The 17,254-nt window shown below is 62.6% G+C and carries 11 protein-coding genes; 2 read left to right on the forward strand and 9 right to left on the reverse strand.

Annotated features, from left to right (window positions below):
- Positions 1 to 84 precede the first annotated feature (84 nt).
- The 9 genes from ACIP1U_RS06245 to ACIP1U_RS06285 all read right to left on the reverse strand — a co-directional run bounded on the left by ACIP1U_RS06245 (position 85) and on the right by ACIP1U_RS06285 (position 14,920).
- Positions 85 to 2,172 (reverse strand): hypothetical protein, encoded by a 2,088-nt coding sequence (locus ACIP1U_RS06245; RefSeq protein WP_400312791.1) that lies wholly within the window; start codon positions 2,170 to 2,172, stop codon positions 85 to 87.
- Between the two features lie 365 nt (positions 2,173 to 2,537).
- Positions 2,538 to 4,112: a hypothetical protein gene (locus tag ACIP1U_RS06250; RefSeq protein ID WP_400312793.1), complete on the reverse strand. Its 1,575-nt coding sequence runs from the start codon at positions 4,110 to 4,112 to the stop codon at positions 2,538 to 2,540.
- Positions 4,113 to 4,310: 198 nt separating this feature from the next.
- A complete protein-coding gene (locus tag ACIP1U_RS06255; RefSeq protein ID WP_029048109.1) occupies positions 4,311 to 5,498 on the reverse strand; it encodes a ribonucleotide-diphosphate reductase subunit beta in 1,188 nt (395 codons plus the stop codon).
- A gap of 159 nt (positions 5,499 to 5,657) precedes the next feature.
- Positions 5,658 to 8,597: a ribonucleoside-diphosphate reductase subunit alpha gene (locus tag ACIP1U_RS06260; RefSeq protein ID WP_400312795.1), complete on the reverse strand. Its 2,940-nt coding sequence runs from the start codon at positions 8,595 to 8,597 to the stop codon at positions 5,658 to 5,660.
- 515 nt (positions 8,598 to 9,112) lie between these two features.
- Positions 9,113 to 9,742 (reverse strand): 1,6-anhydro-N-acetylmuramyl-L-alanine amidase AmpD, encoded by a 630-nt coding sequence (gene ampD / locus ACIP1U_RS06265; protein ID WP_400312797.1) that lies wholly within the window; start codon positions 9,740 to 9,742, stop codon positions 9,113 to 9,115.
- Positions 9,739 to 11,394, reverse strand: coding sequence for a sigma-54-dependent transcriptional regulator (locus ACIP1U_RS06270; RefSeq protein WP_400312799.1), 1,656 nt, complete (start codon positions 11,392 to 11,394; stop codon positions 9,739 to 9,741). Before ACIP1U_RS06270 ends, ampD begins: the two co-directional genes overlap by 4 nt.
- Positions 11,395 to 11,534: 140 nt before the next feature.
- Positions 11,535 to 13,658, reverse strand: coding sequence for a sensor histidine kinase (locus ACIP1U_RS06275; protein ID WP_400312801.1), 2,124 nt, complete (start codon positions 13,656 to 13,658; stop codon positions 11,535 to 11,537).
- Positions 13,655 to 13,960, reverse strand: a complete 306-nt coding sequence (locus ACIP1U_RS06280; RefSeq protein WP_400312803.1) for a PP0621 family protein — start codon at positions 13,958 to 13,960, stop codon at positions 13,655 to 13,657. Before ACIP1U_RS06280 ends, ACIP1U_RS06275 begins: the two co-directional genes overlap by 4 nt.
- Positions 13,961 to 13,966: 6 nt before the next feature.
- A complete protein-coding gene (locus tag ACIP1U_RS06285) occupies positions 13,967 to 14,920 on the reverse strand; it encodes an inner membrane protein YpjD (RefSeq protein ID WP_400312805.1) in 954 nt (317 codons plus the stop codon).
- 130 nt (positions 14,921 to 15,050) lie between these two features.
- On the opposite strand from ACIP1U_RS06285, the gene ffh reads away from it, so the two are divergent.
- Positions 15,051 to 16,445 carry a signal recognition particle protein gene (gene ffh, locus ACIP1U_RS06290; protein ID WP_400312806.1) on the forward strand — a complete coding sequence of 465 codons (1,395 nt, stop codon included), beginning with the start codon at positions 15,051 to 15,053 and terminating at the stop codon, positions 16,443 to 16,445.
- Between the two features lie 52 nt (positions 16,446 to 16,497).
- Positions 16,498 to 17,040: a hypoxanthine-guanine phosphoribosyltransferase gene (locus ACIP1U_RS06295; RefSeq protein ID WP_400312808.1), complete on the forward strand. Its 543-nt coding sequence runs from the start codon at positions 16,498 to 16,500 to the stop codon at positions 17,038 to 17,040.
- The last annotated feature ends 214 nt before the right edge of the window (positions 17,041 to 17,254 follow it).

Consider the following 17,254-nt stretch of genomic DNA (forward strand, 5'->3'; position numbering starts at 1 on the left):
CCCCTAAGAATCGGCGGCCAAGCGCACAAAAGAATGACAGGCCCCCAACTCCTAGTTATGAAGCCTAAATCTATCGCGCAAGCGTCAGTTGGGCAGGCGATCTAAGAGTTCACGCAGATAGGCAAGAGTCGCGGGTGAATAGCGCTTCATTTTCAGATCCTGGAAACTGATACCCAGTTGTTGCCCAAGCGCATCAGGATCCATGAAGTACATTGGCCCCTCTAGGCTCAGCACTTCGTCGGCGAGAAGTTTCTCGCGAAGCGCGACCCCCAAGCTTCCTTTCGTCATCCGAAAGTGCTCAACCTTCCCCTTATAACGCGCCAAGCGTCCCTTACTATGCGAACGGAACGAGATGCACAGCCTACGTAGCACCCTCTGTGCTTCAGCCATCCGCTCATCGCCATCTTCCGAACCCGTGCAGGAGAACATCGCCCATGGATACATTTTGGAGTCAGGCCATGCAACTTGCAAAGTTACGCCATCACGAATGAGCGGCACACCACGCACAATCTCTGCCAGAGCTTCCTTAGCTTCAAGAAAAACGATCTGATCTTTGGCTTCTGGCGTCGGGTCAGGCTTCACCACCATTTCATCGCAAGTCAGGATTAAGCTGCGTGCTCGGATGGTGATTGGCGAAACCAATTCAAGTTGGCCACCTCCTCCGATCTCGACGTCTGCGCCTTCTGCGTCGATGTTGACGCCGCTTAAGCGGCGTCCAAAACGAAGCGGCCCATCGGAAAATGCATTAAATTCGTACAGCTTCTCGCTTCCTTCTGAAGAGACCAGACTCATATCGACTTCAAGCCGATTCAGTCCATCCTCTCCCTCCGCGGAAAGCCTCACCACGTCCCCCGCTCCGGCCTTGGCCTGGAGCGACTCATACAACAGCCCGATGTGACCGGCGGGTACCGATTGTGCTTCGATTGAGTCCCGGTAGAAATCGAGGAGGAATGGGTTCGGTGCATGGGCTCCTGCTTGCGCATACCGTTCAGCCGATTTCGCCACAGCAGAGTCATGGCTCCTCAGCGCAGCTGCGATAATGCATGCACCAAAGACGGCGCTGGCGGGCTTCAGCGAACCGCTATCGAGAAAGGGATGTTGAGGCAGTAAGCTCTGCACAGCTTCCTCGTAGTGGGCCACCGCACTCTGCGAAAGGCTAGTGGGCAATCCCACTATTCCGACGCCCAGTATGGCCGACGCCAGTCTCGCGAGCTGCTCTTGGGGCAAATAGAGGTCAGTAGCGGTGAGTCCAGGTACTCGTTCGTGCATTTGGCTCGAGAGTTTTCCTGACTCTCGTGCCATTACAACCATCGTTACCCTATCAAGAACCTTGCCGGCAAGCACGGACGCCACGGCGCCCGGCACCTTCGCCGGATTCGGCTCCGATGCAATAACGGTCGCCACTGCATCAAGGACCGGTGCGTAACCGACGAACTGCCGCCCGTCGGCATTGGTCACATCTGCAAGATGTGTAACCAAGTCGCCAATGGCATCGCGATACACGTTGGCGTGTGCTGCCATGGAACCAGCGAGGTGGTGAAACGGAGCATGTCCGTCAATCGCCCCTTTCGACGATAGCCGCTCAAGGGCACTCCAGACGAAAGATTTGGCCTTGTCTAAGTCAAATAGCTCGATATCAAAGATTGGCGGCTTAATATCGAATCGATCACTTAGAAACTTCCGTGCCTCTTCCACAATCCCGACTCGTCCCAACAAAACAATAGGCACGGCCCGACCGCGAGCGACGCCGGCTATGTCGGTAAGAAAATCCTCAAAGGATGCTTGAGTGACGCGGAGTCGAGCCTCGTCAAGCGCATCAATCAGCAGCGTCGTTGTCCCAGTGCGCCATGCGTCGAAAATACCTGCATTCACGAGACCGCCGGTCAGATAGTTGCCTGCGACCGTAGCTGCTTGCGAGAGATCAACGTAGATCGCGCTAGTCGCAGCACAAATTTCCTGTGCCAGCGTCGACTTTCCGACGGCACCAGCTGCTGCAATGAACCAAACGGGCTGGGACAGATCATCCTTGCCATCGCGCAGCGAGAGATTGGCCTCGACGAACGACTGCGAATGGTGAGTCCTAGAACTCCAGCCCTGTAGGGTCGTCACCGCTGGCTGCTGCTGCACTACATTCAGCCGCGCCTTCCAAAACCGATCAATCGAATACTCCACCTTTTCCATCTCCTTGATGTCGCCATCATCGTATTGATGACTCGCAACAATTATTGCACGACGCTGCGACAGCGGCGCGCATCACCTCCGCAACACGAAACTGCCGCTGCTCCATCGGGTCCATGGCAGGCTGAACGAGAATGGAGATGGGCTTTGAGTCACGCAACTACTGACCGAATCAATTCCCCAGGTGGGCCATATCGATTTGGGTGATTGTAGTGACGTCGCTCACAGTTGCGACAGCACAATACGGCACAGCCTCGTTGGTGGGACGATCGTCGAAGCTTAGCCTTGCTGTCGGCAAAACACAGGCTAGTGAAAGGATCTATTTTCTCAAGTCACCAGCGTCGGACTATCACTTAGATCTATTCTTTGCCATCTTGCTCAGCCAAAACGGCCTCAACAGATTTCCCCTCAGTACCTTTCCATATCCGACGCAACTCGCTACTCTCCAAGATTGGACTTGACCTCATCTTCTCTTTTGCCGATTTATCGGTTAAATCAATCTCCGTCAGACGACCCTGAAGATTCCTCATGTACGCATAACAGCCAATATCAATCGAATATGCTTGGTAGTTCGAACCGGTTTTCGACTTGTGTGTGAGTGAGCCCGCCACCTTATGGATAATTCGATAGTCCATCAACCTATACAAGAGAGTCTTGAGATCATCATCACTCTGTATTTCGTTCTCCGCCACCAAGAATACGTTGGTTTTTTTGTCAAAACAGAAAGCGCGAATTACATAAATTCCCCGAAGGAGTGCATCCTGATCTTGCCCCTCAGAATCCTGTTTTAGCTCCTCGATTCGTCGCTCAAATGTCTCCTTACTCAAGAACCTAACGACATCTTTACCAATCTTCCCATTGGGATCTGAAGCGCGCACACGATCCAAAGCTTCCAAGAAGAATGACATACAGTCCCGAGGCACTCCACCACCTGCCAAGACCAACCTCGAGAATCCCTCTCCCTTAAAGAGCGAGTCGAAATCAGACGTAGCCATACCCGCCATCCTCGAGTACTCATGAAAGATCCCCTTATTCTGGGAAAGAGTCCTATCGAAGTGCTCAAAGGTAAAATCAATATTAATGGGCTGATAATCGTGACGCTCTTGAATACCGATAGGCTGACCAGAGCGTTCAATATATAGAACCGAGTTATGTTTGAGCGTTGCGAGCTTAAACTTGAGAGGAGTATCCTTACAAAGTCGGTGAATGTAATCCGCGACAAAGGGCTGATCGGCCCGATTAAGGTGGTAGAAGTCATCGATCTGCACGAAGACCGATTTCAACCTTCCGGAAGTCTGAAAGAATTCTCGAACCTTAGCCTTATAACCAGGGAGATTGTGATTGAGGCGCTGTAGCTTATTTTCATTGTGAGAATACTTCTGCTCAATGTCAGAGGAAACTTTAAACAGCTTCTCATGCGAGACACTTCCATTAACCTTAATCACGACATTCTTGGCCGCTGCCTTTAGCGAGGCAGCAGTTTTCCCTTCTTGTTGATTTGCAGAGCTCGCCTTAACGTCAATGACCTGAGAATCAGGAGCAGATCGCAAATCACTCAGACTGGAGCGCAACTCATTCAGAGTCGATTTTAGTGCCTTGCTTTTACCGAACCACCCCAACAGATTTCTATCCAATTCATTGAAAATAGCCTGAAGTAGTTCGATAAGGACATTAGGAAAGGAATGATGTTTAAAGTCCTCACAATTAACATAAATCGCCCGCAACTCCTTCGAAAGTTCGCGACGAGAATGATGCAACAATAGCGTCTTACCACAACCACGCCGTGCAAAAATGCAATGACTCTGCTTAGCAGCAACATCGCTGAGTGTGTGCCCAGTGCTGATGTAACTTACGCGATCATTATCGAGCTGCGTACGAAGATTTTCGTTGATGATGTCACGCAATTTTAAAAGCTTCTTGTTTTGTGCAGTCATTTTTGATTTATTTAACCCCAACCACCATCAGAACTGAAATTGCCTTCAATTCACACACCCGCAACTGCAGTTCCCCAACACACCGCCAGAAAAAAAGGTGTGACGACCATTCCGATCGTCACACCTCTTGCGAGCTTTAGCTCAACGTATCAAGTACCAGAAGAAGACTAAGACGTAGCCTCATCACGATGGAAAACTTCAATCCCAGCTCAACGCCCCGCCCGTCTGATACTCAATAACTCGAGTCTCGAAGAAGTTTCTCTCCTTCTTCAGATCGATCATCTCGCTCATCCACGGGAACGGATTCTCCTCGTTCGGGAACAACTGATCCAGCCCAATCTGCTGGCAACGACGGTTGCAAATGAACCGCAGGTAAGACTTGAACATCGGCGCATTCAACCCAAGCACGCCACGCGGCATAGTGTCCTCAGCGTAGCGATATTCAAGATCAACAGCCTTCTTGAACAACTCCGTAATCTCAGCCTTGAACTCCGCCGTCCAAAGATGCGGATTCTCCAGCTTGATCTGGTTAATCAAATCAATCCCAAAATTGCAGTGCAACGACTCATCCCGCAGGATGTACTGATACTGCTCCGCCGCCCCAGTCATCTTGTTCTGCCGCCCCATCGCCAGGATCTGCGTGAAGCCCACATAGAAGAACAGCCCTTCCATGATGCAAGCAAACACGATCAGCGACTTCAGCAGTTTCTGGTCGTTTTCCGGCGTGCCGGTCTTGAACGACGGGTCGGTCAGCGTGTCGATGAACGGGATCAGGAACTCGTCCTTGTCGCGGATCGACTGCACTTCGTGGTACGCGTTGAAGATCTCGGCTTCGTTCAGGCCCAGCGATTCAACGATGTACTGGTAGGCGTGCGTGTGGATGGCCTCTTCAAAGGCCTGGCGCAACAGGTACTGGCGGCATTCCGGCGCGGTGATCTGGCGGTAGGTGCCCAGCACGATGTTGTTGGCGGCCAGCGAGTCGGCGGTGACGAAGAAGCCGAGGTTGCGCTTGATGATGCGGCGCTCGTCTTCGGTCAGGCCGTTGGGGTCTTTCCACGTCGCGATGTCGCGCGACATGTTGATTTCCTGCGGCATCCAGTGGTTGGCGCAGCCGGCCAGGTACTTTTCCCACGCCCACTTGTACTTGAACGGGACGAGCTGGTTGACGTCGGTCGAGCCGTTGATGACGCGCTTGTCGGCGGCGTTGACGCGGCGGTTGCTTTGCGCGGCGGCGGCGTTGGGGTTGTTGCCCAGGATGCCGGCTTGCGTGGCGCTCGGCGGCAGGACGCCTTGCTGGTCAGCGGTGGCAGCCGATGCAGCGGGTTGCAGGGCAGGCTGCGGTGCGGCCTGCGGGGTGGCTTGAACGTCGTCGTCCCAGCTCAGCATGATGTTGTTCTCCGTGATTCGATTGGGGGGCGCGGTGGTCAAAGATGACGGCTCACGTTGTGGTGGCGCCGGCCCTCTCCCCCGGCCCCTCTCCCGCTTGCGGGAGAGGGGAGCAAACCCCGGGGGTGGTTGGTTACTACGCTATGTCGTACTGTGTGATTACTGGCAGGCTTCGCACTCTTCGAAGCCGGGGTCGCCCGGGCGCATCGTGCAGACCGCGCCTTCCGCTTCCGGCATGGCCGGAGCCGAGGCCGCCGCAGCATCCAGCGCCGAGCCACCGTCGCTGCCCGACGACACCGCGTTCAGCGAGCCGCGCGACACGGTGGACTTCTCCACGTGGGTCGCTGCCATGGTGCGCAGGTAGTAGGTGGTCTTCAGGCCGCGCAGCCAGGCCAGCTTGTAGGTGTCGTCCAGCTTCTTGCCCGAGGCGCCGGCCATGTAGATGTTCAGGGACTGGGCCTGGTCGATCCACTTCTGGCGACGGCTGGCGGCTTCGACCAGCCAGCTGGGCTCCACTTCGAACGCGGTGGCGTAGATGTCGCGCAGGTCTTGCGGAATGCGGTCGATGCGGGCCAGCGAGCCGTCGAAGTACTTCAGGTCGGCAACCATCACCTCGTCCCACAGGCCGCGTTCCTTCAGGTCGCGAACCAGGTAGTCGTTGACCACCGTGAACTCGCCCGACAGGTTGGACTTGACGTACAGGTTCTGGAAGGTCGGCTCGATGCAGGCCGACACGCCGATGATGTTCGAAATGGTCGCGGTCGGGGCGATCGCGATGCAGTTCGAGTTGCGCATGCCGTGCTGCTTGATGCGGCCGCGCAGGCTGTCCCAGTCCATGGTGCTGGACAGGTCGACATCCAGGTAGCCGCCGCGCTCTTCGGCCAGCAGCTTGAGCGAGTCTTGCGGCAGGATGCCACGGTCCCACAGCGAGCCTTCATAGCTGCTGTAGCGGCCGCGCTCTTCGGCCAGCTCGGTCGAGGCGTGGTAGGCGTAGTAGCACACCGCTTCCATCGAGGTATCGGCAAACTTGACGGCGGCGTCGCTGGAGTACGGCGTGCGCAGCACGTGCAGGCAGTCCTGGAAGCCCATGATGCCCATGCCGACCGGACGGTGGCGCAGGTTGGAGTTGCGGGCCTTCTCGACGGCGTAGTAGTTGATGTCGATCACGTTGTCGAGCATGCGCATCGCGGTGCGGATGGTCTTCTGCAGCTTGGCGTGGTCGAGCACGTAGGTGCCGTCGGCTTGCTTGGCCAGGTGGGCCACCAGGTTCACTGAACCCAGGTTGCACACGGCGATTTCGCTGTCGTTGGTGTTCAGCGTGATTTCCGTGCACAGGTTGGAGCTGTGCACCACGCCCACGTGTTGCTGCGGGCTACGGATGTTGCACGGATCCTTGAAGGTGATCCACGGGTGGCCGGTCTCGAACAGCATGCCCAGCATCTTGCGCCACAGTTGCAGCGCGGGCAGCTTCTTGAACAGCTTCAGTTCGCCGCTGGCGGCCTTGGCTTCATAGCCCAGGTAGGCCTTTTCGAATTCCTTGCCGACCTTGTCGTGCAGGTCCGGGCAGGTGGCGGGCGAGAACAGGGTCCATTCGCCGGCTTCCATCACGCGCTTCATGAACAGGTCCGGAATCCAGTTGGCGGTGTTCATGTCGTGGGTGCGGCGGCGGTCGTCGCCGGTGTTCTTGCGCAGCTCCAGGAATTCTTCGATGTCCAGGTGCCACGTTTCCAGGTAGGCGCAGACGGCGCCCTTGCGCTTGCCGCCCTGGTTCACCGCCACGGCGGTGTCGTTCACCACCTTCAGGAACGGCACCACGCCCTGGCTCTTGCCGTTGGTGCCCTTGATGTGCGAGCCGAGCGCGCGCACGTTGGTCCAGTCATTGCCCAGGCCGCCGGCGAACTTGGACAGCAGCGCGTTTTCCTTCAGGGCTTCATAGATGCCTTCCAGGTCGTCCGACACGGTGGTCAGGTAGCACGACGACAGCTGCGAGCGGCGGGTGCCGGAGTTGAACAGGGTCGGCGTCGACGACATGAAGTCGAACGACGACAGCAGCTGGTAGAACTCGATGGCGCGCGCTTCGCGGTCGGTTTCGTTGAGGGCCAGGCCCATGGCGACGCGCATGAAGAAGGCCTGCGGCATTTCGATGCGGGTTTCATCGATGTGCAGGAAGTAGCGGTCGTACAGGGTCTGCAGGCCCAGGTAATTGAACTGGAAGTCGCGGCTGGCGTCCAGCGCGGCGCCCAGGCGGGCCAGGTCGTACGTGGCCAGCTTTTCGTCCAGCAGCTCGGCGGCGATACCGCGCGCGATGAACTTCGGGAAGTACTCGGCGTAACGCGTGGTCATTTCGGCCTGCGTCACTTCGGCGCCCAGGATTTCCTTGCGGATGGTGTGCAGCAGGATACGGGCGGTGACCTGGCTGTAGTCCGGATCCTTTTCGATCAGGGTACGCGCGGCCAGGATGGCGGAGTCGTACACCTGCGTCATCGGCACGCCTTCGTACAGGTTCTTCAGCGTTTCCTTGAGGATCGGCTCGGCGCTGACGGCCTTGCCCAGGCCGGCGCAGGCGTTGTCGAGCAGGGCGTGCAGGGCGACGATGTCCAGCGGCTTGGTCACGCCGGCGTCGGTCACGTTGATGTTGATGCCGGCTTCCTGCACGCGGGCCACGGCCTCGGCGCTGGCGCTGGCGCGCTCGGCCTTGCGCTTTTCGCGGTAGAGCACGTAGGCGCGGGCCACTTCATGCTCGCCCGAGCGCATCAGGGACAGCTCAACCTGATCCTGCACGTCTTCAATATGGATAGCGCCACCGCTCGGGCGGCTGCGCACCAGTGCGCGCACCACGCTATCGGTCAGTTGCTCGACGATCTCGCGCACGCGCGCGGATGCAGCGCCCTGCCCGCCGTTCACGGCGAGGAAGGCCTTGGTCATGGCCACGGCAATCTTGGACGGCTCGAACGCCACCACGGCGCCGTTACGACGGATGATCTTGTGATCCGGGTAGTTCGTGGATGCGGCGCTGGAGGTCTGCTGTGCGTTCGGTGCCTGGTTGGCAACGCCGGCGGCGGCGCCACCCGTGGTGAGTTCGTTCTGGGCCGTTTGCATGTGAAGTCCTGTTTTTACCCTGGATTTAAGAGACAAAAGAGTCCCTGGCGAAATGCGGCGGAAAAGAAGGATCCGTTTCGGTGTGACCGCGCACGGACAAACTGCCTTTGCGTGAACATTTCGCCAGGGACTCTTTGTGATTCGCCAGCCTTGCAGAGGTTTCCGGACGGGTTGCGCTCACTGCGCAACCGCCACCTCACACTTGGGCCAGCCCCCGGTTTGACTACTAGATATAGTGGGTACTGCTGAAAACTGGGCTAAGTATAGTGAAACGAATCCGAATGACCAGTCTTGACAACCGCTATTTCGGGGTCGATTCAGGGTCGGGCCGGCGGGTGCGGCAGCGCCACATGCCCGGGAGCCTAGTACTCACAAGGGTTTCGGCGAAACCGTTCGCAACTGCACATTTCACAAAAATTTTTTTGATTGTTGCGAGCATGCGATAGCCCTTCACCTGCTTGGGGCATGTGCGCCGGAACGTGCGCACGACCGCAGGGAATGACGTTACGAACCCATCACTCGGAGGGGTGCCGATAGGGCAACATGCCTGGCGGCACGGCTGCACCGGCGGCAAAGCGGTCCCAGTCGAAGTGCGGGCCGGGGTCGGTCTTGCGGCCCGGGGCGATGTCGCTGTGGCCGGCGATTGCCCGCACCGGATAGGTCGCCATCAGGGCTGGCACCAGCGCGGCCACGGTGTTGTATTGGGCGGAGGTGAACGGCAGGTCGTCGCAGCCCTCGATCTCGATGCCGATCGAGAAGTCATTGCAGCGCGTGCGGCCAAAGAAGTCGGACTGGCCGGCATGCCAGGCCCGCTGCGTGCACGGCACGAACTGCACCAGCTCGCCTTGCCGCGTGACCAGGAAGTGCGCGGACACCTGGACCTGATGAATAGTGGCAAAGAACGGGTGCTTGTCCGGGTCGAGCCGGTTCTGGAAAAACGCCTCGATGTCGCCGCTGCCGAACTGGCCGGGCGGCAGGCTGATGTTGTGCAGCACCACCAGGTCCACCGGCATGCCGGGCGGGCGCTGGTCGAAATTGGGAGATGGCACGCGGCGGGCGGCGGGCACCCAGCCGTCGGCGTCGGGCAGGAAGGCGCGCGCGGGCGTGGGCCGTCTGGGCCGTCTGGGCTGGCTGGGCCTGGTCATGGCGTGCCCTCGCCCGCGCCGTCGCCGGCGTTCTCGGTAGCGCCGCGGTCGGCGGCGTCCATGGCTTCGCGGATGCCCAGTTGCTGGATGCGGTAGCGCAGTTGGCGCAGGTTCAGGCCCAGCAGTGGCGCGGCGGCGGTACGGTTGAAGTTGGTCTGCGCCAGCGCCTGCAGGATCAGTTCGCGCTCCACGGCCTCGAGCCGGGCTGGCAGGTCGATCGGGAAAACGATGCCGCGGCAGGCGCGCTCGGTGGCGTCGCCGGCGGGTTCCGGCTGGGCGCTGGACGGTGGGGCGGCCTGTGACGCGGCAGCGGGTTCGGGCACGGTTGCGGGCACAGGCGTCGCCGCGGGCGGCATCGGCGCCCACATGCCCGGCGCACCCCAGGGGGCGTACTGCGTCGCAGGCAGCGGTGGCGCCATCGCGGGCGCGGGCGCCATCAGCCCGGCGCCGGGGGCGCCGGCATCCAGCGGCCCGAGGTCGGCCACCTCGATCTGCTCGGTCTCGGCAAAGGCGTAGGCGCGCTCGAGCAGGTTCTCCAGTTCGCGGACGTTGCCCGGGAAGCGGTAGACGGCCAGTTGTTCCAGCGCGGCCGGGGCCAGGCGCTTGGGATGCGGGTCGCCATAGCGCACCGCCAGGTGGTCCAGGATGGCGCGCGCCAGCACCAGGATGTCTTCGCCACGCTCGCGCAGCGTGGGCATGCGCAGCGCCAGCACGTTGAGGCGGTAATACAAGTCCTGGCGGAACTGGCCGGCGGCGACCATCGCGGCCAGGTCCTTGTGGCTGGCACACATCACGCGCACGTCCACGGCATCCTCGCGGCTGGCGCCGATCTTGCGTACGCGGCGCTCCTGCAGCGCGCGCAGCAGCTTGACCTGCATGGCCAGCGGCAGGTCGGCCACCTCGTCGAGCAGCAGCGTGCCGCCGTTGGCGGCATGGAAAAAGCCGCCACGCTCGCCGTCGGCGCCAGTGAAGGCGCCTTTGACGTGGCCGAAGAACTCCGACTCCATCAGTGTCTCGGGGATGGCGCCGCAGTTGACCGCGATAAACGGGTGCGACGCGCGGGCGCTGATCGCGTGGATGGCGCGCGCGGCGCGCTCCTTGCCGCTGCCGGATTCGCCGCTGATCACCACCGGAGCCATGCTGCGCGCCAGCCGCGACAGCGAGCGGCGCACCTCCTGCATGGCGGCGGAGTGACCGGGCAGCAGCGCCGCGGCACGGTCGGCGGCGGCGTCCGCGCCGGCGCTGCCGCCGGCATCGGCTTCGGTGCTGTCGCGCTGCTGGCGGCCGAGCGCGTTGAGCACCAGGCTGCGCAACTGCTCCAGCGAAACTGGCTTGGCGATGTAGTCGAAGGCGCCGGCCTTGAGGGCCTCGACGGCGTTGTCGGCGCTGCCGTAGGCGGTGATCACCGCCACCGGGATGCGCTCGGGCGCCGCCGACAGTTGCCGCACGATCTCGATGCCCAGGCCGTCGCCCAGCCGCATGTCGGTCAGCACCAGGCTGTAGCGGCCCTGCGCCAGCTTCTGCCGCGCCTCGGCCAGCGAGCCGGCCAGCACCACGTCATGGCCCATGCGCCGGATGGAGATATCGAGCAGCTCGCGCAGGTCGGCCTCGTCGTCGATGACGAGGATGGGATCGGGGTTTCTGGGTGGCATGAACGGTTGGCTCTACAGGCGTCGGGAACGATCGGGTGTCCCGCTTGTGAGAACGCCAATGACGACGCCAAATCCACTACCGTCATTCCCGCGAACGCGGGAACGACGTGGATATTCAGTGTTTGGTGTCGGCATCGGTATTACGCGACGGCCGCGTCGGCGGTCTCGATGCGCAGCGTCAGCACGAAGGCCTTGGCCGGCAGTGTATCGCGCGCGGCCGCGGCCAGCACGCCAGTGCGCTCGATCAGCGCCGGCACCGAGACCGCGCCGTAACGCACCTGCGCGTCGTTGGCGCCGCACAGCTCGCGCGCCATGAACAGGCCCAGGCCGGTGCCCTGGGCGTTGCTGGTGAAGAAAGGCTCGAACAGGCTGCGCTGGTGCTCGCGCGAGACCTCGGCGCCGTCGTTCCAGACGATCAGCTCGGCGTGGTGCTGGTCCAGCGCGTGCGCCAGCAACCGGATCGAGCCGGGCAGCCGGCTGCAGTAGCGCCAGGCGTTGTCGAGCAGGTTTCCCAGCACCTGCTGCAGCTGCGCGGCGTCGAACACCACCGGCTGGGCCACGTCCACGGTCAGGCGGATGGCATTGGCGTTGACGTCGGCGCGGCCAGCCGGGCGGGTTTCGCCGGCGCGCGGGCGGCGCGAACGCATTTCCAGGCGCCAGCGCTCGACGATCTCTGGCAGCGCCTGCGCCAGGTGCACGGTGCTGCGGCCGGTGCGCGGGCGGCGCGACATCTGCAGCACGTCGGACACCACCTGGTCGAGCCGGCGCACGTTGTCGTGGATGATGCGCAGCAGGCGCGCGTCGATATCGATATCGGCAGCGCTGTCCGTCGCCGCCGGCTCCTGCCGCGCGGAGTCGGCCAGCAGCTCGCTGGCCTGGCTGATGGCCGCCAGCGGGTTGCGGATCTGGTGCGCGATGCTGGCCACCAGCCGGCCCATCGCGGCCAGCTTTTCCTGCTGCACCTGTTCGGCGATGCGCTCCCAGCTTTCGATATGGACCAGCACGGTGTCGCGCATCTCGCTGCGCAGCAGCGCTTCGTCTTCCTGCGACCAGGCCATGGCCTCGTTCTGCGCGATGGCCAGGCGCAGGCGGCCGGCGGCCTCGGGCGACAGTTCGTTCCAGGCGGCGGTATCGAGTTGCGACGGCACCGTGCGCCCTTGCGCCAGCGTCGAGCGCAAGCCCGCCAGCCCCGGCAGCACGAAGCGCAGCCGCAGCCGGGTGTGCTGCATGGTGCCGTCGGCCAGCGCGGTGCCGGACGCCATCGGCAGCAATTGCAGGATGCGCGGCACGTCGTCCTTGCTGCGCAGCCAGTCGCGCAGCATTTCCATCAGCGGCTGCAGGCGCGGAATGCGGCGCAGGTCGAACAGCACGGTGTCGCCATCGCTGCCCTGTCCCGCCGGCGCAGCCAGCCGACGCGAATAGATGCGCTCATGCGCCTGCACGCCCAGCAGCACCACCGCCGCCGGGTTGGCCGCCACCACCGCGCCGTTGGCGCGCACCAGCATCACGCCGTCCTGCATGTCGTTGACCATCAGCCGGTTGACCAGCTGCTGCATGCGCAGCTCTTGCTCGCGCGCCAGCGCCAGCCGCTCCTGCGCGATCTGGCGGTTGGCCAGCATATACATCAGCAGGGCCGCGATCATGAACACCAGGCCGAACAGGCCCGAGCCCAGCAGCCCGGCATCGGCCTGGCGCAGCAGGATGGTGTGCATGAAGGGCCCGCTCATCACCACCAGCGCGGAGATCGACGCGGCAAACAACGCGAACGGCAGGCTGGTGAGCGCGCCGGCTTCCAGCGCGGGCAGCAGGAAGATCATGGCGAGCCCGTCGGCCTGGCCCTGGCTGGCGGGGTGGCCGATGGCATGGAAGACCAGCGCCAGCAACGCCAGGTCGGCCAGCACCTGCACGCGCACGCGCAGGTGGAAATGGCGGCGCCACAGCGTGCCGGCGAGCATCGCCAGCGCTATGCCAAGGTAAGGCACGGCGACCGTCATGGCCGCCGCGTGCTCGACACCGGCCAGCCCGAAGGGCAAATCCGGCAGCAGCGAATGTGGCAGCAGCGATTGCGTCAATGGCGCCGGGGCGGGCTCGCCGCGCCGCATCAGCGCGTAGCCGAGCAGCAGCAGGCCCACGGCCACGCGGGTCCAGCAGAAATAGCGCAGCAGGCGCCAGTGGAATTCAGGCGGTTCGTCCTGGCGCCACAGCTGGGCCAGGCCGCGCCAGGCGTTCAGCCGCTGCCAGCCTGACGGCGCCGCTTCGGTCATGGGCGGGCACCGCCGCCATCGGTGTGGCTGGCCTCGTCAGGCAGGTGGCTGCGGCGGCAGTAGTGCAGGCCGCGCCAGGCGATGGCCTCGCCCATCGGCAGGTGTACGCCGCACTGGGCGCACTGGACCATCGGTTCGACCGGTTCAGCTTCGGCGGGCTGGCCGGCATTGGCGTTGGCGCGCGCCGCGGCTTCGCTGGCTTGCTGCCGGGCCCGTTGTTGCGCCCGCCGCGCTTCGGCGCGGGCGCGCAGCCACCAGAAGACGCACAGCACCACGGCCAGCAGGATCAGGATACGTGCCATGGTGCCTCAGATGCGGTGCAGGACTACTTCAATCACGAAACGGCTGCCGACGTAGGCCAGCAGCAGGATGCCGAACGAGGCGATGACCCAGCGCAGCGCCACCTTGCCGCGCCAGCCGCGGAAGATGCGCCCGGCCAGGATGCCGCCGAACATGGCCCACGAGATCAGTGCGAACACGGTCTTGTGGTCGATCCGGAAGGCGCGGCCGAACAGCTCTTCGGAGAACAGCAGGCCCGAGCCGATCGTCAGCGTCAGCAGCACGAAGCCGGCCCCGATCAGGCGGAACAGCAGCTTCTCCAGCGTCAGCAGCGGCGGCAACAGGTCCAGCCAGCGGCCCAGCCACTGGCCGGGTTGCGTGCCCTTGGCCTCGGCCGGGCGCGCCGGCACGTGGCGGAAACCGTGCAGCCGGCGCTCGGCCAGCAGCATCAGGAAGGCATGGAACGCCGCCAGCGTGAACAGCCCATACGCCACGTTGGCGATGATGAAGTGCAGCTTGAACAGCGGCTGCGCCGCGTAGCCCAGGATCTGCGAGCCGGGAAAGGCCAGCGGCATCAGGCTGGCAACCAGCGCGACGGGGATCACGATCAGCCCCAGCCCGGCCAGCGAGAAGAAGAAGCTTTCGATCCAGTAGATGCCCACGCCCAGCCACAGCATGGCCGACAGCGCGAAGGCAAAGCCGAACACCATGCGCTCGGCCGGGAAGATGGTTTCGTGCAGCAGCATGCCGTGGCTGGCCAGCGCCGCCAGCATCAGCACGTGCCACCAGGCCGGCCGGCCCTCGCCGTGCGCGCCGCCCGCAGGTGGCAGTGCGCTGCCGGGGCCGCCGGCGACCAGCACGGCCGAGGCCGCGCCGCCAGCCTGTCCGGCCGTGGTGGCAACGCCGGCATGGCGCGTGGCCCAGCCGTGCCAGGCCAGGCCGCAATAGAGAAGTGCCGTCAGGGCATACAGTACAATGACCATTTGCGCAGTTTACCTTAGTGCCCACGGACGGTGGCGGCCGGTTGAACCGGTGCTCCAGCCCTGCACCAGGCACGGGTCTGCCCCGATTTCAGCCCGAGCTCCTGCTCCGATATCTCCCCCGATTCCTGCCATGCTGGACAATCTCACTCAACGCCTGGCGCGTGTGGTCAAGACCATGCGCGGCGAGGCGCGCCTGACCGAGGCCAACACCGCCGAGATGCTGCGCGAAGTGCGCCTTGCCATGCTCGAAGCCGACGTGGCGCTGCCGGTCGTGCGCGAATTCATCGCCCGCGTCAAGGAAAAGGCGCTGGGCGAGGATGTGATCACCAGCCTCACGCCGGGCCAGGCGCTGGTCGGCGTGGTCCAGCGCGAGCTGACCTCGGTCATCGGCGGTGCCGAGGCCGCCGGCGGCAACAATAAAGAAGCCGAGCTGAACCTGAACGTGCAGCCGCCCGCCATCATCCTGATGGCCGGCCTGCAGGGTGCCGGCAAGACCACAACCGTCGGCAAGCTGGCGAAGTGGCTCAAGGAAAACAAGAAGAAGAAGGTGCTGACCGTCTCTTGCGACGTCTACCGCCCCGCCGCTATTGCCCAGCTGAAGACCGTTTCCGAGCAAGTCGGCGCTGACTTCTTCCCGTCGCAGCCGGACCAGAAGCCGGTCGAGATCGCCCGCGCGGCGGTGGACTGGGCGCGCAAGCACTACCACGACGTGCTGATCGTCGATACGGCCGGCCGCCTGGGTATCGACGAATTGATGATGCAGGAAATCGCCGCCCTGCACGCCGAGCTGAAACCCGCCGAGACGCTGTTCGTGGTCGACGCCATGCTCGGCCAGGACGCGGTCAACACCGCCAAGGCCTTCAACGACACCCTGCCGCTGACCGGCGTGGTGCTGACCAAGCTGGATGGCGACGCGCGCGGCGGTGCCGCGCTGTCGGTGCGCCATATCACCGGCCGGCCGATCAAGTTCGTCGGCGTCGGCGAAAAGCTGGACGGGCTGGAGCCGTTCTACCCGGACCGCATGGCCCAGCGCATCCTGGGCATGGGCGACATCATGGCGCTGGTCGAGGAAGCCCAGCGCGGTGTCGACATGGAAGCGGCCGAGAAGCTGGCCAAGAAGATCAAGAAGACCGGCGACTTCGATCTGGAAGACTTCAAGGCGCAGATCGGCCAGATGAAAAAGATGGGCGGCATGGCCAGCCTGGTCGACAAGCTGCCGGCGCAGTTCGCCCAGCAGGCGCAAGGCGCCAACATGGACCAGGCCGAGAAGCAGGTGGCCCGCATGGAAGGCATCATCAACAGCATGACGCCGGCCGAGCGCGCCAAGCCCGACCTGATCAAGGCCAGCCGCAAGCGCCGCATTGCCGCGGGCGCCGGCGTGCCGGTTCAGGAAGTCAACCGCCTGCTGAACCAGTTCGACCAGATGCAATCCATGATGAAAAAGCTCAAGGGCGGCGGCATGATGAAGATGATGCGCCAGATGGGCGCGATGAAGGGCGGCATGAAGGGCCTCTTCAATCGTTGAGCCCGGGCTGCACTACGACCCGCTTCCCCCGCAAAAGAACAGGAAAGACATCATGATGAGCGCCGTTCAGGCCCGCGAGCTGTGGGCCAATTCCGAAGAAATCGTCTCGGCCGAGGAGGTCCAGGAATCGCTGGACCGCATGGCCGCCGAGATCACCGCCAGGATGGGCGATGCCTTCCCGCTGGTGCTGTCCGTGATGGGCGGTGCGGTGGTGTTCACCGGCATGCTGCTGCCCAAGCTGGCGTTCCCGCTTGAGTTCGACTACATCCACCTCTCGCGCTACAACAACAAGACCGTTGGCGGCGAGATGCAGTGGCGCGTGGCCCCGCGCGAATCGGTCAAGGACCGCGTGGTGCTGGTGCTGGATGACATCCTGGATGAAGGCGAAACCATGGCCGCGATCCGCGAGCGCATCATGGAGATGGGCGCCAAGGAATTCCACGCCGCGGTGCTGTGCGAGAAGACGCTGACCAAGCTCAAGCCGATGCATCCGGACTTCTGCGGCTTTGCGGTGCCGGATCGCTATGTGTTCGGGTGCGGGATGGATGCCAAGGGGTATTGGCGGAACCTGGGCGCGATCCGGGCGCTGGTTTGATCTGAAGGATTGACGGGTTGCTCCCCTCTCCCGCGCGCGGGAGAGGGGTTGGGGGAGAGGGCCGGCATTTGCAAGAACGACGGCTTTCACTTCGTGGAGGCTCCCGCCCTCTCCCCCTGCCCCTACCCAGGAACCTGAGCTAACTCATTGTTTTTGCTGGCACGAGATTCAAGCCATGTTTGAGCGCGAGCTTGCGTAGCACGCGTTGTTCGGT

The sequence above is a fragment of the Cupriavidus sp. NPDC089707 genome (assembly GCF_044748965.1).
Taxonomy (GTDB): domain Bacteria; phylum Pseudomonadota; class Gammaproteobacteria; order Burkholderiales; family Burkholderiaceae; genus Cupriavidus.